This window comes from Parapedobacter koreensis, from assembly GCF_900109365.1.
GTDB lineage: Bacteria > Bacteroidota > Bacteroidia > Sphingobacteriales > Sphingobacteriaceae > Parapedobacter > Parapedobacter koreensis.
The window spans coordinates 72,004-95,367 of the sequence record NZ_FNZR01000001.1 but is presented as its reverse complement, the minus strand read 5'-3'; the positions used below and the strand labels follow the sequence as shown (position 1 = coordinate 95,367).

The 23,364-nt window shown below is 49.2% G+C and carries 20 protein-coding genes; 14 read left to right on the top strand and 6 right to left on the bottom strand.

What is annotated here, in order from left to right; genetic code table 11:
* Nucleotides 1-9 precede the first annotated feature (9 nt).
* Both BMW65_RS00405 and uvrC read left to right on the top strand, forming a co-directional pair.
* Nucleotides 10-2,256 carry a transglycosylase domain-containing protein gene (locus tag BMW65_RS00405; RefSeq protein WP_090601901.1) on the top strand — a complete coding sequence of 749 codons (2,247 nt, stop codon included), beginning with the start codon at nt 10-12 and terminating at the stop codon, nt 2,254-2,256.
* Nucleotides 2,257-2,282: 26 nt separating this feature from the next.
* Nucleotides 2,283-4,091 carry an excinuclease ABC subunit UvrC gene (gene uvrC, locus BMW65_RS00400; RefSeq protein WP_090601899.1) on the top strand — a complete coding sequence of 603 codons (1,809 nt, stop codon included), beginning with the start codon at nt 2,283-2,285 and terminating at the stop codon, nt 4,089-4,091.
* On the opposite strand, the gene BMW65_RS00395 is transcribed toward uvrC, so the two are convergent.
* Nucleotides 4,060-5,550 carry an NAD(P)H-hydrate dehydratase gene (locus tag BMW65_RS00395; protein ID WP_090601897.1) on the bottom strand — a complete coding sequence of 497 codons (1,491 nt, stop codon included), beginning with the start codon at nt 5,548-5,550 and terminating at the stop codon, nt 4,060-4,062. The genes uvrC and BMW65_RS00395 overlap by 32 nt on opposite strands.
* A 118-nt stretch (nt 5,551-5,668) precedes the next feature.
* Between BMW65_RS00395 and BMW65_RS00390 the strand changes: the two genes are divergently transcribed.
* On the top strand, nt 5,669-5,992 hold the full coding sequence (locus BMW65_RS00390; RefSeq protein WP_317040382.1) for an iron-sulfur cluster assembly protein: 324 nt from the start codon (nt 5,669-5,671) through the stop codon (nt 5,990-5,992).
* A 20-nt stretch (nt 5,993-6,012) separates the two neighbouring features.
* Here BMW65_RS00390 and BMW65_RS00385 read toward each other — a convergent pair whose 3' ends face one another.
* From BMW65_RS00385 to BMW65_RS00370, 3 genes are all read right to left on the bottom strand, one after another.
* Nucleotides 6,013-6,618 (bottom strand): hypothetical protein, encoded by a 606-nt coding sequence (locus tag BMW65_RS00385; protein WP_143053748.1) that lies wholly within the window; start codon nt 6,616-6,618, stop codon nt 6,013-6,015.
* A 138-nt stretch (nt 6,619-6,756) separates the two neighbouring features.
* Nucleotides 6,757-7,995: a cation:proton antiporter gene (locus tag BMW65_RS00375; protein ID WP_090601892.1), complete on the bottom strand. Its 1,239-nt coding sequence runs from the start codon at nt 7,993-7,995 to the stop codon at nt 6,757-6,759.
* 25 nt (nt 7,996-8,020) lie between these two features.
* The gene (locus tag BMW65_RS00370; RefSeq protein ID WP_090601890.1) at nt 8,021-8,497 is read right to left on the bottom strand and encodes a cation:proton antiporter regulatory subunit; all 477 of its coding nucleotides are present in this window, start codon (nt 8,495-8,497) and stop codon (nt 8,021-8,023) included.
* A 208-nt stretch (nt 8,498-8,705) separates the two neighbouring features.
* Between BMW65_RS00370 and BMW65_RS00365 the strand changes: the two genes are divergently transcribed.
* Nucleotides 8,706-9,305, top strand: coding sequence for a YceI family protein (locus tag BMW65_RS00365; protein WP_143053747.1), 600 nt, complete (start codon nt 8,706-8,708; stop codon nt 9,303-9,305).
* Nucleotides 9,306-9,321: 16 nt separating this feature from the next.
* Nucleotides 9,322-9,606, top strand: coding sequence for a CBU_0592 family membrane protein (locus tag BMW65_RS00360; protein WP_090601887.1), 285 nt, complete (start codon nt 9,322-9,324; stop codon nt 9,604-9,606).
* Here the strand turns inward: BMW65_RS00360 and BMW65_RS00355 are convergent.
* Nucleotides 9,562-10,185 (bottom strand): TetR family transcriptional regulator, encoded by a 624-nt coding sequence (locus tag BMW65_RS00355; RefSeq protein WP_090601886.1) that lies wholly within the window; start codon nt 10,183-10,185, stop codon nt 9,562-9,564. The two genes, BMW65_RS00360 and BMW65_RS00355, sit on opposite strands and share 45 nt — an antisense overlap.
* Nucleotides 10,186-10,459: 274 nt before the next feature.
* Here BMW65_RS00355 and BMW65_RS00350 point away from each other — a divergent pair, with 274 nt between their 5' ends.
* From BMW65_RS00350 to BMW65_RS00330, 5 genes are all read left to right on the top strand, one after another.
* Nucleotides 10,460-13,615, top strand: coding sequence for a SusC/RagA family TonB-linked outer membrane protein (locus BMW65_RS00350; RefSeq protein WP_090601884.1), 3,156 nt, complete (start codon nt 10,460-10,462; stop codon nt 13,613-13,615).
* A gap of 19 nt (nt 13,616-13,634) precedes the next feature.
* On the top strand, nt 13,635-15,092 hold the full coding sequence (locus tag BMW65_RS00345; RefSeq protein ID WP_090601883.1) for a SusD/RagB family nutrient-binding outer membrane lipoprotein: 1,458 nt from the start codon (nt 13,635-13,637) through the stop codon (nt 15,090-15,092).
* Nucleotides 15,093-15,112: 20 nt separating this feature from the next.
* Nucleotides 15,113-15,979: a metallophosphoesterase family protein gene (locus tag BMW65_RS00340; protein ID WP_177180936.1), complete on the top strand. Its 867-nt coding sequence runs from the start codon at nt 15,113-15,115 to the stop codon at nt 15,977-15,979.
* Nucleotides 15,980-16,294: 315 nt separating this feature from the next.
* On the top strand, nt 16,295-17,116 hold the full coding sequence (locus tag BMW65_RS00335) for a TauD/TfdA family dioxygenase (RefSeq protein ID WP_143053746.1): 822 nt from the start codon (nt 16,295-16,297) through the stop codon (nt 17,114-17,116).
* A 114-nt stretch (nt 17,117-17,230) separates the two neighbouring features.
* Nucleotides 17,231-18,022, top strand: a complete 792-nt coding sequence (locus BMW65_RS00330; protein WP_090601878.1) for a porin family protein — start codon at nt 17,231-17,233, stop codon at nt 18,020-18,022.
* A gap of 29 nt (nt 18,023-18,051) precedes the next feature.
* On the opposite strand, the gene BMW65_RS00325 is transcribed toward BMW65_RS00330, so the two are convergent.
* Complete coding sequence (locus tag BMW65_RS00325; RefSeq protein WP_090601876.1) at nt 18,052-18,861, bottom strand: universal stress protein; 810 nt, start codon at nt 18,859-18,861, stop codon at nt 18,052-18,054.
* Between the two features lie 186 nt (nt 18,862-19,047).
* Between BMW65_RS00325 and BMW65_RS00320 the strand changes: the two genes are divergently transcribed.
* The 4 genes from BMW65_RS00320 to BMW65_RS00305 all read left to right on the top strand — a co-directional run bounded on the left by BMW65_RS00320 (nt 19,048) and on the right by BMW65_RS00305 (nt 23,351).
* Nucleotides 19,048-19,674 carry a DinB family protein gene (locus BMW65_RS00320; protein ID WP_090601874.1) on the top strand — a complete coding sequence of 209 codons (627 nt, stop codon included), beginning with the start codon at nt 19,048-19,050 and terminating at the stop codon, nt 19,672-19,674.
* An 82-nt stretch (nt 19,675-19,756) separates the two neighbouring features.
* The gene (locus tag BMW65_RS00315) at nt 19,757-20,302 is read left to right on the top strand and encodes a sigma-70 family RNA polymerase sigma factor (RefSeq protein ID WP_177180935.1); all 546 of its coding nucleotides are present in this window, start codon (nt 19,757-19,759) and stop codon (nt 20,300-20,302) included.
* 92 nt (nt 20,303-20,394) lie between these two features.
* Nucleotides 20,395-21,066, top strand: a complete 672-nt coding sequence (locus tag BMW65_RS00310) for a hypothetical protein (protein ID WP_090601871.1) — start codon at nt 20,395-20,397, stop codon at nt 21,064-21,066.
* 98 nt (nt 21,067-21,164) lie between these two features.
* Nucleotides 21,165-23,351, top strand: coding sequence for a TonB-dependent receptor plug domain-containing protein (locus BMW65_RS00305; protein ID WP_143053745.1), 2,187 nt, complete (start codon nt 21,165-21,167; stop codon nt 23,349-23,351).
* Nucleotides 23,352-23,364: the final 13 nt, after the last annotated feature.

The following is a 23,364-nucleotide window of genomic DNA, read 5'->3' as shown; positions in this document are numbered from 1 at the left end:
TAGAAAATAATGAAGAAACAGACAAAGAAAACGAATACGTTAGCAAAAGCAGAAGTCAGCCGATATACCCGCAATTTTTGGAAAATACTGATAGGCCTCATCTTATTAGGCTTTTTATTCATTTTCAGTGTCGGGATGGGGCTTTTTGGAAAACTACCAACTTTCCGTGATTTGGAAAACCCGAAAAGCAACCTTGCGTCTGAAGTGATCTCGGATGATGGTGTGGTACTGGGTACCTATTTTGTACAAAACCGTTCCAATGTGCGGTATGACGAATTGTCACCCTACTTGATACAGGCGCTCATTGCCACGGAAGACAAACGCTTCTACCAACATTCCGGCATTGACTACCGGCGCACCTTTACCATTATTTTTTATAACCTGGTGGGCAATCGACAGGGGGCCAGTACCATTACACAGCAATTGGCGCTCAACCTGTTTTCGGAAGGCCGCGCCCGCAATACCGCCAAACGTATCATCCAGAAATTCCAGGAATGGATTACCGCCGTACGCCTGGAGCGCAATTACACCAAGGAAGAAATCATTACGATGTACTTCAATACCGTGGATTTCGGAGCTTATAATACGTATGGCATTAAATCGGCGGCACGTACTTATTTCAATACCACGCCGGATAAGCTGAATGTGCAGCAAGCGGCCCTATTGGTGGGGATGCTCAAGGGGCCGGGTATTTATTCCCCGGTACGGTACCCGCAGAATGCCATTGCGCGCCGTAATGTGGTCATCGATAATATGCGAAAAGAAGGTTTCCTTGCCCGGGAGGATGCTGAAAAGCTGAAAAAGGAACCGTTAGTTACGGATTTGAGGCTAATATCGAATTACGGTGAGGGGCTCGCCCCTTATTTAAGGGCGGTATTGAAGCGTGACATCCAGCAGGAATTTAACAAGCTGTCAATTACCAAGGCAGATGGCACGCCGTGGGATCTGGATAGGGACGGGCTCAGAATCTATACCACCATCAACTCCAAAATGCAACAATATGCTGAGGAAGCACAGAAAGAATGGATGAAAACCATTCAGGCGAATTTCGATCGGCAATGGCGCAACCGGAATCCGTTCCAAGGTGACAAAGCCAAGTTATTGGAAACGGGTATGCGGCGCTCCGATCGCTACCGGGTGCTTAAGCAGGCTGGCAAATCGGATGAGGAGATCCGGAAAGATTTCGATACGCCCGTGCCGATGACGATATTTACATGGGAAGGCAATAAGGACACCACCATGACGCCCATGGACTCCATCCGTTACAACAAACTCGTCCTCCGGAACGCATTCATGTCCATGGAGCCGCATACAGGTTACGTGCGTGCTTGGGTGGGTGGCATTAATTTCGAGCACTATAAATATGACCAAGTAAAGATGGGTACCCGGCAGGTGGGCTCTACGGCCAAGCCATTTACCTATGCGGTAGCGATTGATAATGATTTTTCACCATGCTTTCAAGTCCCGAATGTGCCGTTGACCGTAGGTACTGGCCAGTATGCATGGACGCCGCGTGGCGAATCCGTGGGGAGCCCCATCACGTTACGCAAGGCATTGGCCAATTCGCAGAATTTTGCCACGGCCTATATGATCAATGAAGTGGGTGCCAGGGCAGTCGCTACACTGACCAAGCGCATGGGGATTACTTCCGAAGTACCGGAGTACCCGTCCATCGCGCTGGGGGCTTATGAGGCCTCCGTATACGACATGGTGGGGGCTTATTCCTCGTTTGTAAACCAAGGCGTGTGGGTAGAACCTACGTATATCCTGCGCATAGAAGACAAAAATGGAATGCCCATCTATGAAAAGGCGCCCCGTGTAACCAAGGTGCTGAATAGCGAGAGTGCCTACATTATGGTGGATATGCTGCGGAGTGTGGTGGACGAAGGTTCAGGACAGCGATTGCGCTTCCGGTACAACTTTACGAATCCCATCGGCGGGAAGACCGGTACGACCAATGACAATGCGGATGCCTGGTTTATCGGCATCACCCCGGAATTGGTGAGTGGGGTGTGGACGGGTGCTGAAGATCGCGGCATCAGTTTTTATTCGATGGCCGAAGGGCAGGGGGCACAGGCCGCATTGCCGGTTTTTGCTATCTACATGCAAAAAGTCTATGCCGATACCTCACTCCACTACTCCAAAGGTGATTTTCCCTTACCGGAAGGGGGGCTTACCCGCGAACTGGATTGCAGCAAATTTGAGCGGTTTTTAGGGGAAGACGAAGAAAAATTGGACGACCGATTGGGATTTTGAGTTGGTTTAGTTTGGGGCTATAAGCGATGACCAAATTTGATTACCGTAAGGCACTTGAAGAAATACCGCATCGGCCGGGCGTATACCAGTATTGGGACGCCAGCGGGGAGCTCATGTACATCGGTAAAGCCAAGGATCTCAAAAACCGGGTTAGTTCTTATTTCGTAAAGACCAACCTGCTCAACGGAAAAACCCGCGTGCTGGTGCGCAAGATCAATCGCATCACATTTACCATCGTCGATACCGAAATCGATGCATGGCTGCTTGAAAATAGCCTCATCAAAAAGCACCAGCCCCGGTATAACGTCATGCTCAAAGATGACAAGACGTATCCGTGGATTGTCATTAAAAACGAGCCTTTCCCGCGTGTTTTCCCTACCCGGAAATACATCAAGGATGGTTCGAAATACTTTGGCCCTTATGCGTCGGTGGGCATGATGCACGCGATCATGGAAACGATCCGTGAGCTTTTCCCATTGCGTACCTGCAACCTCGCGCTTACCGAGGAAAATATCAGCAGGGGAAAGTTCAAGGTGTGTTTGGAATACCAGATAGGCAATTGCAAGGGGCCATGCGAGGGGTATCAAACGGAGGATGATTATGAGCAAAACCTCAATGACATCCGCGATATTCTCAACGGCAAAATCGGCGTGGTCATCCGGCGGCTGAAAGATCAGCTGGATGGTGCCGTAGTCGGCTTGAATTTTGAATATGCCCACCACCTGAAAAGCAAGCTCGACCTACTGGATCGTTACCAAAGCAAGTCCACCGTGGTCAATTCCTCCATCACCAATGTGGATGTATTCAGCATTGCGTCCGATCAAGGCCATGCGTTTGTCAATTACCTCAAGGTCATGAATGGCGTGATTATCCAAACGCAGACCGTAGAACTTAAGAAAAGGCTTGACGAAGCCGATGGCGAGCTGCTCAGCCTGGCTATTCCTGAAATCCGGAGCCGCTTCAACAGTACATCCAAGGAAATTATCGTTCCTTTTGCCATTGGCATCAAATCGGAGGATATCAAATTTACCATACCCAAACTGGGTGAGAAGAAAAACCTGTTGGATCTTTCCTTGAAGAATGCGCTTTATTTCAAAAAAGAACGGCTGGACCAGTATGAAAAGCTGAATCCTGAACTGAAGACCGAGCGCATCCTTACCCAGATGCAGAAAGACCTTCGGATGAATGTGCTACCACGGCATATCGAGTGTTTTGATAATTCCAATTTCCAAGGGAAATATCCGGTATCGGCCATCGTGGTGTTCAAAGACGCCAAGCCGTCAAAAAAAGACTATCGGCATTTCAATGTCAAAACGGTTGAGGGACCCAATGACTTTGCCACCATGGAAGAAGCGGTACATCGGCGATATCGGCGGCTGTTGGATGAAGGGCAGACCCTCCCGCAACTTATCGTCATTGATGGCGGTAAGGGCCAGCTTTCCGCTGCACTCAAAAGTCTCAAGCTATTGGGTATAGACAAGCAGGTCACCGTCATCGGCATTGCCAAACGGTTGGAAGAGCTGTATTATCCCGGTGACCAGTATCCGTTGTATTTAGATAAAAAATCAGAGACATTGAAAATCATCCAGCACCTGCGGGATGAAGCCCACCGCTTTGGCATCACCTTCCACCGTAAGCAACGCAGCCTGAAAACCTTCCGTACCGAACTCGAGAATATTCCCGGCATCGGCAAGACCTCTGCTGAAAAACTGCTCAAAGCATTTAAGTCGGTCAAAAAAATACGGGAAGCCACTGCGGACCAATTGCGGGAAGTACTGAACGAACGCCAAACCCGTGAGATCATTAGCTATTTTGCTGGTTCAGCGTTCCAATAGCCCTCGGTATGTTTTCCAATAATCTTCCCGCCGGTACCACAGCCATACCTTCGTTAGCCAGCAGATCACCAGCAGCGCCATGTAAATAGCACGCCAGTATAGCCGCCTCTTCGGGCGTGTAGTGCTGTGCGAGGAATGACGTGAGCATTCCCGTCAGCACATCGCCCGTGCCTCCGCTGGCCATCGCCGGATTACCAGTGGGGTTGATGTATACCTTGCCATCAGGCGTCACGATAAAGGTATAGCGATTTTTCAATACCAAGATGATGTGGCGGGCTTCGGCCTGTTCCCTCGCCGTGCATAGCCGGTCCCACCAAGTGCGGTGCGTGCCAAACAAGCGGTCAAATTCTTTCATGTGCGGGGTGAGGATACATTGCCCGGGGAGGCGGCCCATCAGTGGGGATGCTCGGGCAAGCAGGTTAATGGCATCTGCATCGATCACCAGGGGCTTCGCTACGTATGTCAGGCATTCGGCAAGGAGTTTTTCCCGCTGGCCCAACCCCGGCCCGATGCCCACCGCGTCAAACTTGTCCCACGCCTCAGGCAAGTCGGCCGCCGGGCAGTACATCACTTCCGGATGGCTTGTATTTAGTGCCACAAGCCCTTCTGGCGGGATGCAAGCCGAAGTAAGGCCAGCGCCGCTGTATAGGCTTGCCCCACAACTCAACAAGGCGGCGCCCATGGTACGGCTGTCTCCGGCGATGAGCAGGGCATGCCCATACGTACCCTTATGGGTAAACGGTTTCCTTTTGTGGTAGATCCGTTGGATGTCCGCTGCGGTGATGAGGCTGAAATCGCTGGGCAACCGCTCAATGAAGGACTCGTCAAGGCCAATGTCTACGACGTGGAAACGTTCGATGGCCTTTGCCGATTCTGGAAAAAAAAAGCTCAGCTTAGGCCGCTGAAACGAAATCACGTCGTGCGTATACACCGTATATTGCGCTTCTGGGATGATGCCATCTGGCGGTAGTCCAGTGGGAATGTCTACAGCTACCCTTCGGCTTGCTGCCTCATTGATATGTTGCACCAGCCGCAGCCAGTCCCCCGTTAAGGGTTTGTTCAGTCCGGATCCCAGCAGGGCATCGATGACGACCGCTTGGTGAATGACGGGAAGCTCGTCACCCGGAAAAAACTCGGTGATGGGGATAGGAGTGTTATGCAGGCGGGCGAGGTTTGCCGAAAAATCGTCACTTTCCCTGTCGCTAAACCGCGCTATCCATACCGCAATCTCGTCATACCCGTGCGCTTGCAGGAGGCGTGCGATGGCCAGTCCGTCGCCACCGTTATTGCCTGTGCCGCAGCAAACCAGTATGCTGGTGTTTCTGTCGGGATACAGCTGCATGAATACCGTTACAAAAGTGCCGGAAGCCCTTTCCATCAAATCGATGGAAGCAATAGGATCGGTTTCGATGGTATGCCGATCGGCATCCCGTGTCTGTGCTGCGGTAATAATGTTCATCTTCTGATATGGATGGTTAGCTAAAGGTACGGCTTTGCGATGGCAATGTCAAGATGAAAGACCAACTGCCGTTTGTGCAAAAAAAGCATTAACTTTGTCTTATCACAATTGGAGGAAAATGATGATTATCAATGATCCGTTGAATCTCGCGCCGGCCATTACGGAGGTGCTGGAGACCGTATTTGATCCGGAAATACCGGTCAATATCGTAGAGTTGGGCTTGGTATACGAGATCATTACGAAAGAAGACGGCTCGGCCAAGGTGGTCATGACGCTTACTGCACCTGGCTGTCCCGTGGCGGGCAATATCATGGATGAAGTTCAGCGCAAGGTAGAAGGGGTGGATGGTGTAAGCCGGGCGTTGGTAGAATTGACCTTTGACCCACCATGGGACAAAAGCATGATGAGTGAGGTCGCCCAATTAGAGCTCGGCTTTATGTGATAGCGCTCCTATACCCGTAGCTATTCCGCAAAAGCATGGACAATTTGCGATCGGTATTGCGCGTTCTTTTCTTGGAATTGCACAAGGTGTTTGTACGTGTCCAAGGTAAAGAACAGCTCACCGGGAATCGGTGCCTCCTCATCAAAGAACAGCTTGAAATTATTGGTAGAAGGCTTGTCCTCATTAAAAGCCTTCTTATTGGACGAAAATACCAAGGGTTCGATGGCTGATTTCATGGCGGCTACATCGTTGACTTGCCAAAGTTCGCCGAGCGCAGCTACAAAGCGATCGCTTTCGGCACCTGATTTTATGAATTTAATGGCCCCCTTTTTGAACCCGGCCGCTTCATTTACCGATCCATCCGCGTTGATGCCCGCAGGGATGTCTTTATCCACTTCAATAAGCAAGCCTACCGTGTCATTCTTGTAAATACCCTTTGCCACGTAGGAGATGGTGGTCGCATTCACTGTCTTATCGAGCAAGGTGAGGAAAATTGACGTGGGGTTTTCGGTGTCATGGGTCATTGATGACAGCTTCTTGGTGCGCTCGTCGCCCGATTGGGAAACGTTGTTGCAGGAAGCCATCAGGCTTACCGAGCACAGCAGCATGAGGATAGAACGGTTCATTGCTTTGTTTTTTTAAGTGTATACCCTGGTTTACTTACCAACAACCTCGCATGGAGCTTGTTCCCCAAAAATCCACAATATTTTCAATGCCTGCAACAAAAGGGACAACAATCATCGGAATAAGTGACCAATAGCACGTCACCCTTGCCGATTTTCCAGGTCGCTGAGTGTTTTCACCGGTTTCTTTTCCACCTTGTCTTTTCCAAATAGCGCATTCCAGATTTTACGCGATTCCTTGGTCAATAGCGGTGCCACGATGGACAAAATCAATACATACACCACCACGAACGATTGGATGACGGGCAGCAGTTTGCCCGCTTTGCCAATGTTGGCCATGATGATGGAAAATTCGCCCCTGGCAGCGAGCGTAAAGCCGATGTCTACGGAATTCCGCTTTTTTAATCCAGCGAAGCGTGATGCAAAATAGCCGGATGCTACATTGCCCGCCACGGTGACCACTGCGGCGATGGCTGCCCAGCTAACGGCTCCTCCCAATGTCATGGGGTCAATCGACAGCCCGAAACTGAAGAAAAACATGGCACCGAAGAAATCCTTGAAAGGTAGCACGAGCTGTTCGATACGTTTGATGTATTGCGAATCTGCCAATACCAATCCGGCCATTAAGGCACCGATGGCTTCGGCCACATGGATGGTTTCAGAAAAACCGGCTACGATGAATAGGAGGGCGAATATGACGAGGATAAACAGTTCGGAAGACTTGTCCTGGAGTACCTTATCGATGGCCGGAACCAATCTCCGGCCCAAGATGAGAAAGGCCAAAATGAATCCTAAGGCAAGCAACGATGTGCCCGCCACTGTCCAGAAAGAGCTACTTCCAGTCAAGATAAGGCCCGAGAGAAACGAAATGTGCATGGCAATGAAGAGGTCGTCAAACATGATCATGCCCATGATGACTTCCGTTTCCGGATTGGCGGTGCGTTTCAGGTCGGTAAGTACTTTGGCCACGATAGCCGTAGAAGAGCTTGTCATGATGCCGCAAAGTACCATGGTTTCCTTGAATGGCAAGTCCATCAACCAGCCCATCAGCAAGCCCGAGCAAAAGTTGAGGACGACGTAAAAAGTACCCCCCGTGAGGATGGATTTTCCGGACTTGATAAGCCGGCCTACCGAAAACTCCAATCCCAGGTAGAAAAGCAAATACAATACGCCAAGCCGTCCCATGAAATCGATGAAAGGTTTGCTTTCCGTAAAAGCAAGGTCGATATTGCCGATTTTAGGGGCATGTTGGCCGAGCACCATCCCGATGAGAATGAAGAAAGGAATGACCGAAAAGCGGAGCCTATTGGATATCAGTCCAACGGCGGCTACCAACCCTACGGCAATGCCTATTTCTAATATCAGGGTATGTGACAGCATATGGTTCTGCTAGCGTTATGGAATGCTACAAAATTTCTTTCAACAGTTTAATGTGGCTTCTCTTGCCTGCCACTACCAATGTGGTGTCTGCCGTGATGACGTATTCCGGTCCTGGATTGATGATGCTATCGCCACCTTTGATAGCAGCGATGATGGATGCACCGGTACGTTTACGCACTTCCAGTTCGCCGATGGATTTGCCAATGCTGGAGGCATTGGCTTCCACCTTATACCATTCGATGATCAAGTCGTCCAACGCAACTTCAATGGTTTCAAGGGCCTTTGGCTTGTAAGACAGGCCACCGATGATGCCAGCCACTTGACGCGATTCTTCATCAGACAAAGTCATCACACATTTGGATTCACTTTCTTCCTGGTCATAGCGGTAGAGCTCCCGCCGGCCGTCGTCGTGAATAACCACAACCATGTAATCCCCGGCTTCGGTCTCAATTTGATATTTTTTACCGATACCAATCAGGTCTGATTCTCTAACAATTGACATAGTAGTCTCTCCCTATAGTTAAAAGTCGCACAAAGGTACGACTTTATTCACGAAGTGCGCCAGGCAGCTTCATGACCGATGAAAATAGGTAAACAAATTTTAATGAAAAAATTACAGCATCAATTGGCGCAAACAACCGTTCCAACACTTATCTTTGAATCCGGATAAAAACAGCCAGCGGCAATTCACTACATTAATCAGACTTAATATGAAAAAAACCATCTCATCGATACTTTTTGTTGCAGCATCATTATTGGCGTTTTATGCGTTTACACGGCCAGCAGCGGATGTGTTCAAGGTTGATGCCAGCAAATCAAAGATAGGTTGGATTGGGTATAACGTAGCCGGTGGCAAACATACCGGTGAAATCGGTGTCAGCCAGGGCAGCCTGGCATTTGATGGTAATACGCTTGTAAGCGGTAGTTTTACCGTCGATATCAACTCCATCAGTGTGACCGATTTGACGGGCGACCGTGCCACAAGACTTGAGACTCACCTCAAGAGCGAAGATTTTTTCGATGCCCCTAAGTTTGGGACGGCCGTATTTAAAGTGACCAAGATCAGCGGAACGGGAAGCAACCTGTCCATCACCGGTGATTTGACCATCAAGGGGATAACAAAACCCATCACCTTCCCTGCAACAGTCCACCAGTCTGGCAGTACGGTACATGCCACAGCGAAGGGCATTAAGATCGACCGCACACAGTTTGATATCAAATACCGCTCGGGAAACTTTTTCAGTGGATTGGGCGATAGGGCGATTTCAGATGAATTCCAGTTGGATATCGAAATCGTCGCCGCGAAATAGATCATTCAGGAATGCGATGACGGAATCTACGATTACCATTATTGGATGGCTGGGATTTGTTTTTTGCACGGTGGCTTACCTGCTGTTGAACCTCCGGAAAATACGCTTTGATGGCGTAGGATATCAAGTATTGAACGCCATTGGAGGTTTGGGGTTAGTGATAAGCGCCATTTATTTCCGCGATCATCCCAATATAGCGGCCAATAGCGTGTGGGTGCTTATCGCGCTATTCGGAATACTCAGCTATTCAAAAAAATCACGTAGTTTGCGGAAAAAGCGAAGCGTCACGGATTCCCAATAATCGATAAGCTTCCATTTTATAATCGGCAATCTTCAAGTCAAATTCCTTATTGTTGTCGGCCAGGCTTAGGTAAAAATAAGCCCCGTCTACCAACGCAAAAATAAGGTCTGCCGTGCGCCTGGGGTTTGGCACATCCAATTCGTTTTCCTGTTGGCAGCGTTGGATAAGCACCGTCAGCTTTTCCCGGAGCGAGTCCGTCAGGTTTTTGTACATCGTCTTTACCTTGTCCTCACGAAATGCCAGCGCGTAGCAGCTGTAAAATAAGCCATCGTCAAACAATTTATTCCATTTCTTTGAAAAGAGGTCATCAATGACCGTAACCAATGCTTCATGCAGCGGCACATTGTTGTCACGGCTTATTTTATAAATAAGCAAGTACTTTTCCAGGATATAATCTATCAACGCATAAGTAAGTTCCTCTTTGGTTTGGAAGTAGTGGATGATCAAACTCGGATTAATATCCATCACCTTGGCTATTTTGGCAATGGATGTGTTTTCAAGCCCCTCTTTCTTGGCCACTTTATAAAAAACCTTCACAATTTCACGTTGTCGGATTTCTTTTAAGCTTTTCCTACCCATAATGGATTTTTAATCGAATTGACGAAAATAATCATTTGTTTCGAGATAGAAAATTGATTGCATTAATTGACTGTACAGTTATTCAATTTATTTAATTAAATATCTGATTTGTAACAAATTATGTTTGTTTAGGCTTGCAGTGTATTCCCTGCTTTTAGTAAAGCTTAATGAATAGATAATACTGCGGTTAACTAACCTTTAACCCGCCTTACTATTTTTGTTTATTGACTAAATGTTCAATTAATATATACATAATAACCCTAAAAAATTAATTATGGAAAAACAACGACAACGAGTCACATGCTGCCGTCACCTCCCACAGTTGTTGGTGAGCCTATTAGTGGCGCTATTGCTGATTCCTGTTTTATCAGCTGCCCAGGGCAATCAGGTGACGGGTACGGTCACCGATGTATCGGGCGGGCCCTTAGCGGGTGTGAGCATTCGGGTGCAGGGGAAATTAGCCGGTACATCCACAGACGCCAACGGCTTGTTTCAGCTAATTGCAGAAGCGGGGGATGTGCTGAGTGTTTCGATGGTTGGCTATGTACTTCAAGAAGTGGAGGTCACAGATACCATTACCTATCAGATAGTTCTACAGGAAGACAGCGAGAGTCTTTCAGAAGTTGTGGTGACCGCTTTGGGTGTAAAAAAGGAGAAAGTAAAATTAGGGTATGCGGTACAAGAGGTGCAAGGATCCGATCTGAACAAGGCAAGAGAACCCAATTTAGTCAATTCGTTGACGGGTAAAGTCGCCGGTCTTAATATTCGGAACACCACCGATCTTTTTCAGGATCCCGGTATTTCATTGCGTGGCCGTACACCGCTGATTGTCATTGACGGTATTCCTGACCAAACGGCCGACCTTTGGCGGATTAATGCGGATGACGTCGAAAGCATGAACGTGCTTAAAGGCCCAACAGCTTCTGCGCTCTATGGCTCCATTGGTCAAAACGGTGCCATTATGATCACGACAAAGCGGGGTAAGGGAAAAGCAATCAACCTGGAAGTCAATTCATCTACCCAGTTCCAGACTGGTTTTATTCGGGTACCGGAAGTGCAGACTATTTATGGCAATGGCAACTTTGGGCAATACGCTTATGTTGACGGTTCGGGGGGAGGTACGGAAGGCGCAGGCTGGATTTGGGGGCCGAAGCTAGATCAGCCGGATCCCACTACGCCCAGTGGCTATTGGGAGACACCGCAATTCAACAGCCCTGTCGACCCTAATACCGGCGAATTAGTGCCGTTACCCTTTTTGAGCCGTGGAAAAGACAATATCCGTAATTTTTTCGAAACAGGATTGATTTCCACGAACAACGTGAGTCTTACGCAGGCCTCCGAACGTGGTAGTTTCCGGGCTTCAGCGTCCCATATTTATCAAAAAGGAGTTGTTCCCAATACGGATTTGAACAATACGTCATTCAACGTAGCGGGAAACTATCAATTGACCGAACGCTTATTGATGGATGCCCGCATCAGTTACAATAAAGAATACACGGAAAATTTTCCGGTGGTAGGGTATGGGCCTACCAATTATTTGTACAACCTCGTACTGTGGACCGGCCCTGATATCGATGTGCGCGACTTGCGGAATTATTGGCGGGAAGGACAAGAAGGCATACAGCAACGGCACTATAACATCTCTTGGTATAACAACCCCTATTTCCAGGCGTATGAATATTTGCAGGGATACGATAAAGACAATGTGTTCGGCTCGGTATCCTTTGACTATAGGTTTACCGATCAGTTCAGTGTGAGCCTCCGCAATGGTATCAATGAGTACGGCCTCCGGCGCAATTGGAAAGAGCCAAAAAGCTATGTTGGGTATAGCAGCTTCTCCCGTGGCAACTACACCGAACGCGCCACCAGCTATTTTGATATCGCGAGCGACCTGATCTTGAAATACAATCAATCTTTTTCCGACAATTTTGCTATCCATGCAGAACTAGGTGGATACAATTATTACCGGAACATACGTCAGTTAGAAAGCAATACGGATGGGCTCAATGTTGCCGGGTTCTACAACCTGGACAATTCCATCAGCCCGATATTGGCTACCAATAGTATCGAACAGCGGAGGACGACCAGTGCTTATGGTTTTGTGGATTTTGAGCTTTACAATGCCCTGTACCTGACGGTCACAGGCCGGCAGGATAAAGTGTCTACCCTTCCGGTGCAAAACAACAGCTATTTTTATCCATCAGTAGCGGGTTCATTGGCGTTGTCGAGGTTTTTGCCCCTGCCGGAGTGGACCAATTTCCTCAAACTAAGGGGTTCATGGGCACGGGTGACCAGCGGGATTATACTGGATGCCAGCGATAATGAAGATCCGTACGGCTTCATTGCCTCATACGATAGGGGTACCATCTGGAATGGCAGGCCCGCTGTCAATTTCGGCAATGTTCAAATCAATCCCAATATCAAACCCCAGACGTCAGACACGTGGGAAGCCGGTCTGGAATGGCGACTGCTTGCCGACAGGTTGAGTATCGACGTGGCTTATTTCCGTTCGAATGATTTTAATCAAATCGTGCGGTTGCCCACACCCATCAGCAGCGGCTATCTCGAGCGCCTTGAAAATGGCAACAGGTACCGTAGGGAGGGGTGGGAGTTTATGGTCAATGCCACGCCCGTGCGGGGCACCTTCACGTGGGACATGTTGTTGAACCTGAGTACCTACCGGCGTACGCTTACCGAAATCTATGGTGATGAACCTTACTTAGATAGGTTGCAGGTAGGCGATCGGGCAGATGCCATCTATACCAGTATGTTTGAAACATCACCTGCTGGCGAAGTGGTATACCAAAGCAACGGCATGCCCAAAAGTGACCCATTTTCAAGGCTTATCGGCTACAGGGATCCAGACTTAGTTTATGGTTTCACGAACAACTTCAGGTTCAAGGATTTTTCCTTGGGCATTCAGGTCGATGGTCGCATCGGTGGATCCATGTTTTCAGAGACCAACCAAAAAATGTGGTGGGGTGGTTCCCATCCAGGTACGGTCAATCCATTCCGGGAGGATGCCAACGACGGCCTATCAAATTATGTAGGGCAGGGGGTTGTCGTTACTTCGGGCGAAATCACCTACGATAGTTATGGTAATGTGACCAGCGATACCCGGCAATTTGCACCCAATACACAGGAGGTTAGTTATATTGATTACATGACGACGACCAGCAATTACGCACATACCAACTACAGCTACTTCTCGCAAACGTTTCTGAAATTGCGCGAGGTCAGCCTCGGTTGGCAGTTGCCCCGCAAATGGCTTAATGAGATTGGATTTGTCAGCAATGTCGGTGTCAATATTGTGGGGAGGAACCTCTTACTGTTTTCCAAATTGCCCAATGTAGATCCGGATTCAGGAAGAGACAATTTGCAAACCCCATCGACCCGGAATATTGGGTTCAATATCAATGTTCAATTTTAAACTACCACGAATTTTGCATATGAAAAGGTTATATATTCTCCTCGTACTGTCAGGGCTTTTCGGCGCCTGCAAAAAATTTGATTCGTTCGGTACGGATCCCAACAAAACGACCCAAGCCTCACCGGATTTGCTGCTCAATACCATATCCCAGCATGTATTCAATCAAGTCGACTTAAATGTTGCGCTTGCCTCACGCCAGATGGTCTATACCGATGGGGTGAGCAATGTCCAGTATTATGGATGGCAGCGTGGTGGATTTGATGAATATAATGATTTGCGGTTGGTTTACCGAATGGAGCAAGAGGCAAATCGTGTCGGCAGGCCGGAGTACGTCGCGCTGGCCAAGTTTTTCAAAAGCTGGCTTACGTACGAGCTTACCTTGCGGTTCGGCGATGTGCCCTATACCGATGCGGCCAAGGGCGATGAGCAGCTTTATACGCCGGCATATGACCAGCAAGCGGATATTTTTGCGGGTATCCTGGCGGCACTGGAAGAAGCCAATGCCATGTTGGGCACGGAATCTTTGCCTGTACTGAATGACATCATCTATGATGGGGACATCATGAAATGGAAGAAACTCATCAATACGTTTTCATTGCGCGTGCTGATGTCATTGTCCCGGAAAGAAGGCAGCATGACACTTAATATCAAACAAAAATTTGCACAGATTATCAATAATCCGGGTCAATATCCGATTTTTGAAAGCAATGCGGACAATGCATCCTTGCGGTATTATGATTTGGTCGGCAACCGCTATCCGTATTTCAACAACAATGATATCCAGACCGCTGAATACATGGAAGAGTCGTTTGTCAACTTGCTCAAGGAACTCCGGGATCCGCGATTGTTCCGCTATGCTGCAAAAACACCCAATGCGGCGGCATTAGCTGATGACGATTTCAACGCGTATGCCGGGGTATTGGGAAGTGGCATATTGAGCGCTAATCGTGAAAAAGTTATCGCCGGAGATGTTTCTAAAATCAATGCCCGTTATTACAACAGCGCTACAAACGAACCTTGCAAAACCGTAAGCTATGCAGAATTGCAATTGTTGATTGCCGAAGCGATTTTGCGGGGATGGGTTGGTGGAAATGCCAGCGATTATTATATCAATGGGATTGCAGCGGCGGTGGAAGAAATTCAGGTGCCAGCCGAGCAGGCTGCGGCCTACGTTGCATCCATCGCGCAGACCGGGCTGGTTGCAGGCCGGGAAATCGAACAGATTATCATGCAGAAATACATCGCGTCGTTCATGAACAATGGTTGGCATCCTTTTTATGAGCAGCGCCGTACAGGCTTTCCGGTGTTCAACGTAGCTGGTGGAGGCGTGGTAAACAATGGACGGATCCCCAAACGATGGATGTATCCAGATGGTGAATTGACCAACAACAGTGAGCACATCATGGAAGCCATCACGCGCCAGTTTCCACAAGGCGATGATATTAATGCGGAAATGTGGTTATTGACAATCGAATAATGAAAATTAAAAAAGCGAACATGTTGAAAATGAAATTTCTTTTTGTATCCATACTCGCTGGTTTATGCAGCGTTCAATTCAGCCCAGCCCAAGAAAAGTTCAGTTTCGCTTTTCTTACGGACATCCACATGAATGTCAATCCGGTGAGCCGGAGTGTAGAAGGGTTCAAGCAAGCTGTCAGCCATGCAGAAGGGAGCGGAGCCGATTTTATACTCACCGGCGGGGACAATGTAGACGTGGATGGCATCAAGCACGATCAGCGGGAGATTGCTTTCCAATTGTACCGCGATTACAAAGCCATTACCGATGCGGCTCGGCTGCCCTTCCATTATACGATAGGCAATCATGACCGCTATTGGGCTGATGGGCAGGAGAGCGAACTGGCGGGCAGCGGCCTATTCCAGTCCCAATTTGGTGATTCGTACTATTCCTTTGAATACAAAGGTTGGCTTTTCATCGTGCTCAATTCGGTGCAAATCTGTGATGGCAAATACTGCGTAGGCGACGCCCAAAAAAAATGGTTGGCTGATTTGCTAGCTGCTACACCAACAAGCCAACCAATTATCGTGTCTACGCATGTACCATTCCTGTCATTGTATTACCCTGTTTTGGAAGGCCGCTACACCGATGCGGATACCTTTGTAAACCAAAAAGAGATCTTCGATATGTTTGCCGATCACAAGCTGAAACTTGTCCTGCAAGGCCACCAGCACCTATACGAAGAAATCAAGGTAAAAGGAGTGCAATTCATTACCGCAGGTGCCGTGAGCGCCAATTGGTGGAGTGGCGCATTCCATGGTACAGAAGAAGGGTACTTGAAAGTAACCACGGATGGTGATGATTTCAGCTGGGAATACGTGGATTATGGATGGGAGGTAAAACGATGAAGGGTGTTGCAATTTTGATTTTTTTCTTACCTTTGCATTAGGTTTAGGTTGATAGCCCCTATCCCCATTGGGGCGGAACCCCGTTTCTTTTTTATGGAACGGGGTTCTTTTTTTGCCGGATATTCACCACTGTGGATAAGACTGTTGAAAAATACCCATTTTGGTGTATTTACAACGTTGATTTGTATTACGAAATTTGTCACCGAACAGCTATAAAAAACTAAGTTATGTGCTTGACCCTATTATCTACTTCACTTAAAGAAATTAATGCTTCCTCCGGCAATTGGGAGGTTTGTTTCACATTTTAAAACCAATATGATGATAACCGAAATTCAACAACCTTATTATACCTTGACCAGCGAAGAAAAACGATACATTCGGGAAATGGTAGACGATGTTGTCATTCCGTATAGCACGGAAAATTTCGATGCATTTATACACAGCTGCCAACAGGCCGCTAAACTAATGCCAGCGCGTTTGATCGGATGGAAGCAGGAAACCGAACAATTCGATTTGGGGCTACTGCGCAATCTCCCAACAGAAGACTTCTTGGTGGATACGCCCAAAAGGCAATTTGTCGCCGATCACATCCCGATGTTTTCTGATGGCCTGGTAGGAGCCATCGCCGCATTATTCGGACAGACTTATCTTTTTGAAAGACCGTGCAATCGGCACATCCAGAATATCTATCCGGTTCGCGGCGAGTCCGCTGCTCAGTTTCCCTACAGCACCAATGAGCTGGACTGGCACGTCGAAAATGGAGCCTATTCCGCACGGGCAGACTGGGTGGGGTTACTCTGTATCCGGGAAGACAAGCAGGCCATCACCAAGATTGCACGCTATGACGATATCGAATGGTATCAGGAGCAGTTATCCTCATTGATCGGGACGATTTATAGCCATGGGATTGATGGTTTGTTCCATGAAGAATACGCTGCTTCTGCTAAAATGGCCATGCTGGATAACAGCTGGCAAGAGTCCGCAGAGCAAGTGTATATCCGGGTAGTGCTCGAAAAGGGAGATATGCTCATGTTTAACAACCGGAATACTATTCATGCGCGATCTGCCATCACGCCCAAGATGGATGGCACAGATCGGTGGCTCAAGCGTGTTTTGGTAGCCAGTGGCACCATTTAGATCACATAAGGCGTCAGTTTAAGGCGTACACAGTTGGTTTATGACAATTCTTGGACGAAATATGTGCTATCAATTGCGCACTTTTGTCAATCGTTATAACTAATCACGCCTTAAATGAAGAAAATTACGTTTATCCTGCTCGCTTTTGTAATTTGTGGCATTGCCAAAGCCCAAACAGTCAGTATAGGAGCCCGTGGAGGCCTCAGTATACCCAATCTTACATCAAGTGGTGATGATGCTACACCGTTGAGTGAAGGCTACAGCTCCAGACTCGGCCCCGGTTTTGCCGTCTTTGCCGAATTTAAGCTGTCCAAACGGTTTTCCTTGCAGCCTGCCATTGAGTATTCGGCGCAGGGGGGAAAAAAGGATAAGTTCCAAGCGCTTGAAGTGCCCGCTGAATTAGCCCCGCTCCTGCAAGCCGGCCTACCCGAGGGCGTACCCGCTCCTTCCTTGCTCTATGCCGATTTCAAAAGCGAAGCAAAATTCGACTACCTGTTGGTGCCCGTGCTTGCCAAATTCGGTTGGGATTTAGGGGCTAATAGCCCATTCCGGGTCTATGTGGATGGGGGGCCGTTTGTAGGCTTCCTGCTCAACGCCAAGCAAGTGACCACCGGCACCAGTGAGTTGTACCTGGATGAAGGCGGTCAAATGCCGCTTCGCATGGATCCCTCCACACCATTCCCGCAAAACCTTACGGATGAGACAGACATCAAGGATCGGCTGAACAAGGTCAACGTTGGATTCGAGGGCAATGTCGGTATCGCCTATTCATTTGGTCGCAGCAGCGTATTCCTTGAAGGGGGTGGCAATTATGGTTTCATCAAGATCCAAAAAGGCGATGGTGTCATTGGCAAAAATAACACCGGAGCCGGTACGGTCATGCTTGGGTACACCTTTTCGCTATAATATCTTAGGTTGCAAGTAAGGTTGCCTGGTCATGTTGGCATGACCAGCATGGGTATTTCTTTATAGATTACCGCTTCTTCGGTGGGATGTTCCATGAAGATGTGGCCAAAGAAATGGTGCTCACGGTGTGCAACGGCCAATACATCTTGTCCATGCTTCACAAAAAGTTCACGGATGATCATTTCGGGATTACTGCCTTCATTGCGGATCAAAAACCGCGGTGCCTGGCCGGGTATATTGGCCATGAAATCGTTGAATAGCGATTGGGCATGGTCTGCAGGTAATTCCGGACGACCCGAAACCCCTACGTGCAATACCGAAAAATTGGCCCTTAATAGCTGCACGAGCCGCATGAGGCGTGCAATCACTTGGGGACTGGCATAGCGGATATCCGTCACATAAAACACATTCTCGATTTTTTTGAAGCTTGCCGCGGGCGGCACCAGCAAGATAGGGTGGGATACCCAGTCGATAATTTCTCTCACCCGTTTACCAAATAGAAAACCCGTCTTGTTTTCCCCATCAGTAGCACCGATGACCACCAGGTCGATTTCTTTTTCCTTTAAGACTTTTGCAATGCCTTCCTTCAGTTGTCCCTTTACAATGATATCCATCAAGACGGGTTGGAGGTAGTCCTTGCCAGGGTTCATTGCGCTGATGCTGTTTTTCAAATCGTCGAATTTGCGTAAGGTATCGTTAGCGATGGCCCCATCGCTGCCGACATCCTTTACGTGCAATAAAATTAAATCAAACCCAAGCTGCCAGGCGAGTTTCAAGGCATATGCTGCAGCGTTATTGGCTCCCACTGAAAAGTCCGTGAGCAAAAGTATATTTCCCATGCTTAAAGCTACTTAAAGGATAAGAATGTTCCAAAAATAGTTTATTTTAGGCAACAACTTGTCTCAAATCCCCATTGAATATGTCGCATTCCGCATCGTTGTTTTTCCTGGTGACCAGCTAATTTTGTCTATAGGTGCTGTAATGCGCGACGAAAGCATTGGGCACATCATCAAACTTCAGACGATATGAAACGATTTTTCATCTTATTCATTGCAACAAGTACGGCAGCTCCCCTCCTGGTTGGACAATCGGCTGCACAAGAAGCCCAGCACGACAAGGCCTTTTTGCTCAACTATTGCCAGCAGACGTATGACGATCTGGAGAACGCTGTGGCTGGGCTTAGTGAAGAGCAGCTTAAATTCAAATCCGCACCGGACCGTTGGTCGATAAGCCAATGCCTGGAGCACATTATCCTTACCGAAAAAATGCTACTTGGCTTTAACCAAGAGACCCTGTCGCAGGCACCAAATCCCGAGCGCAGGAACGAGGTCAAGCTGACGGATGAAGACATTATCAACGGAATAACAGACCGGAGTTTCAAGGCGCAGGCATCGAAAGAATTGACGCCTGCGGAGGCGGGCAAATACACGGATGCGGCAGTGGCACTAGCGGAGCTGCGCAGCCAGCGTACCGTGCTGATTGATTACATCAACAGCCTCTCCGAAGAAGATATGCGCAATCGGGTTACCGACTCGCCCTTCGGGCCTGTGGATGGTTACCACTCCCTCCTTTATATTCCCGGCCATACAGCCAGGCACACCCTACAAATAGCCGAAGTAAAGGCAGATGCACACTTTCCCAAAGATGAATGACAAAAATACCCGCTATGACAATCAGGCTTTTCATCCCTGATTTCAATTGAAATTATTTTTATTCATTCTAAATAAAGTATATTTGGAGCGATTACCAAGTCGGTCCAAGAAAGTGAGTCACCTCAAACTAGACGAAAAGACATTTGTGCAGGCCTATGAAGATCATTGGAAGGCATTGTACCTAACTTGTTTGCGTGATACCGAAGATGCGGAGCTCGCCAAGGAACTGGTGCAAGAGCTTTTCCGTGATTTATGGGAACGTCGGGAAGCCTTGACCATCCGTACCACGCTAAAAGATTATTTACATGGTGGATTGCGGCTCAAAATCTTCGAGTATTACCGCAAACAGGCTGTTCGTATCAAATACTTAGAACAGCACCTGCTCGCGGATTTGCCTCATGAGCGCAGCGCTGAACATTATGTGGAAGGAAAAGAGCTTGTGCATCACATTCAGCAAAGCATCGGTGATCTCACCCCGCGTTGCCGCGAGGTGTACCGCCTGAGCCGTGAGGATGGCCTGAGCAATAAAGCCATTGCTGGCATGCTGGGCATCTCCGAGAAAGCGGTAGAAAGCAACATCACGCGCGCCTTGGCCTTTCTGCGGGCCAGGCTCAGCATTTTTCGTTAGCCAACAAAAAAATCATTTTTCAATATAGGGTTACCGTTACCCAGCGCAACTTAATACGTATACAGCGTTTGCTGGGGATTGGGACAGTTTATATGAAGATTACACCTGCATTACTTACAAAATATCATTTAGGCTGCTGCTCTGCGGCCGAAGAGGCTTTTGTAAGGCAATGGCTGGATGGGGCAGTAGACGCGCAGACTTCGTTGTCATTTGGTGACGAAAATGAAGAAGATGTGCGACGCCAGCTTTGGAAAGGGATAGCACCGGTCATGTACCCGAGCGATACCATGCCCAAGAGGCGATCGCATATGTGGCGAAGTATCCGGCTGGCCGCGGCTGCAAGTATGATCTTCGTGATGGGTGGCATCCTGGCAATAGCTCATTATGCGCATAGCCGGGTGGTGATAGACAACCGTTCGGGCGAGTCTGCGCAGCTGGTGTATGTTGGCGGGCTACAGATTGAGGTGGCTGCCCACAGCAGTTGTGCCGTATCCCTGCCTTGGTTTGGCAGGGAGGGCAGCTTGGATTTTCAGGGAGCGGTGGCTGTGACCAACCCAACCTCACGGTCAAGGAACCTTCGCATCTCCACCGGCATGGAAAATGGTGACCGCCAGGGCAAAGATCGGGTGCATCTCCATGGAGGGCAGCGTTATTTGGCGGTAGACGATGTAGATTGCCAGTTTGTGGCAGCGACTGATGACGAACTCCTTGATGGCATACCCATGGGGTTCAAGTCGAAGCTGGCGCAGCGATTTAGTTTATAGTGATAAGCTTACAGGTAAAAAAAGGGGTACATAGTGGCGCTACGTACCCCGGATCCCTGCAAGCAGGAAATGCTTCATGTGCGATTACACGAAAAGCGATGCAAATTAGGGAAATTTTTCCGATAGGCCTCCTATGGATGCTCAGTTTTTATGCCGTAGCCCAGCCACCTCGCCGGGATACCCGGGCTGATACAGCCATACGCTCTGTACAACTGGATGAGGCCGTGGTAGCAGGCAAGCTGGCGACAACGCTCCTGCAACAGCAACCCTATGCGATAGATGTGGTAGACGTGGGGGCTATCCGCGGGCAGAATGCCGCACTCAATCGGCTGCTCGATCGCGTGCCGGGTGTGCGTGTACGGGAAACGGGCGGTCTGGGCTCCGATGCGTCTTATACCATCCATGGCCTCTCGGGCAAATCCGTGAAGTTTTTCATAGACGGTATTCCCGCCGAACAGCTGGGCGGCGCTTTCGGGATTTCCAATTTTCCGGTAAACACCGTGGAGCGCATCGAAGTGTATAAGGGTGTAGTGCCCGTGCACCTGAGCAGCGATGCCTTGGGTGGCGCTATCAATATCGTTACCCGGCAAGACCCCCAGCCTTATCTCGATCTGTCTTATGCTTACGGGTCATTCAATACCCATCGGGCTGCTGTTTCCGGCAAGTGGTACCACACCGCCAGTGGCTTCACCGTACAGGGCAATGCCTTTTTCAACCGATCGGACAATGACTACCGTGTGTGGGGCACGGGTGTAGAGGTGGCTGATGTGACGGGCCGGCCGATACCGGGATTCTCCGCCAGGCGGTTCAACGATGATTATACGTCCTACTTGCTGCGCACCGAAATCGGTGTTGCCGGCAAACGCTGGGCGGACAAATTGCTGTTCGGAACCAGCCTTTCGTCCATAGACCGCGGCATCCAGACGGGCCGTACCATGGCTTTCGTATTCGGTAGCGTACGCTATGATGAGCAAACGGTAATGCCCTCGCTCACCTACGCCAAGACAGGCTTGCTGCGGGGAAAGCTCGATGTGGAGATTTACGGCTCATACAGCCATGTGGAAGGCCATACGCTCGATACCAGCTCGGTCAAGTACAATTGGGAAGGGCGTGGCATCAGCACGGGCGTGCACGGTGAGATGGGCGGCATCTATGCCCAGAAATCCAGTTACCGCTTCCGTGATGGCACCGCGCTATGGCGGGCGTTGGTCACTTACCGGCCCAGTGAGCGCCAATTGCTTCGGCTGGCCTACAACAGCCAGGCACTTTCACGGCGCGGCAGTGATGCGCTGGCCCTCGCCGAGTGGACCATTCCGCTGCGTTTCCCGCAGCACCTGTACAAGCAAGTGGCCGGTGTAGCCTACGAACTCAATCATGGCCCGTTCAAGCACATCCTCGCTGCAAAATACTATCACTATAGGGGGCGGTCAAACGCGTACGATTACGTGGATACCGACCAAAGGGAATTGATACCTGTACACCGTGCCGCACAGGATTGGGGTCTTAGTTATGCTGGCCGGGCGATGCTGGCCTCGGGGACATTGCTGAAAGCCTCGGCCGAGCAGACCATGCGCATGCCCGACCCGGTTGAACTCTTTGGAGACGGCACCAGCATACTCAATGCGCCCGGCTTGCAGCCGGAGCGCAGCTTCAATGCAAATGCGGCCGTCCAGCATCATTTTCTCCTTGGCGGCGATATGCTGAGCATCATGGGCGGATTGTTTTTCCGCGATACCAAAGACCTGATCTGGCTGGGCGAAGGCACCCACCTGGGCACGGCACGCTATGAAAACCTCAGTAGGATCCGTACCGTGGGCACCGAGGCTTCGGCAACCTACCACCTGGCGCAATTGCTGGAAATTACGACCAACGCTACCTACCAGGATATACGCAATAGGCAGCGCTATACCGCTGCTGGAACCCCCAACCTCGTTTACAACGATCGCCTGCGCAACATGCCGAGCTTCTTGGCCAGCGGCGAAGTGCGTATAAAAAGCACGGGTGGTCTGCTGGATGCTGGAGCAGCATCGCTCTACCTAAGCACACACTACGTGCCGGAATACTACTTGTGGTGGCCGAGCCTGGGCACCCCTTCCCTCAAAACCACCATACCTGCCCAATTTGTGCAGGATGTCGGGGTATCCTATCGGCTGAAGCGGTTGCCCTGCCAGCTTACGGCAGACTGCCACAACCTCTTTAATCGCCAGGTCTATGACAACTACCTCTTGCAAAAGCCGGGGCGGTTTATCAGTATGAAAATTAATTATCAACTCACATCAAAATAAGTAATACACGATG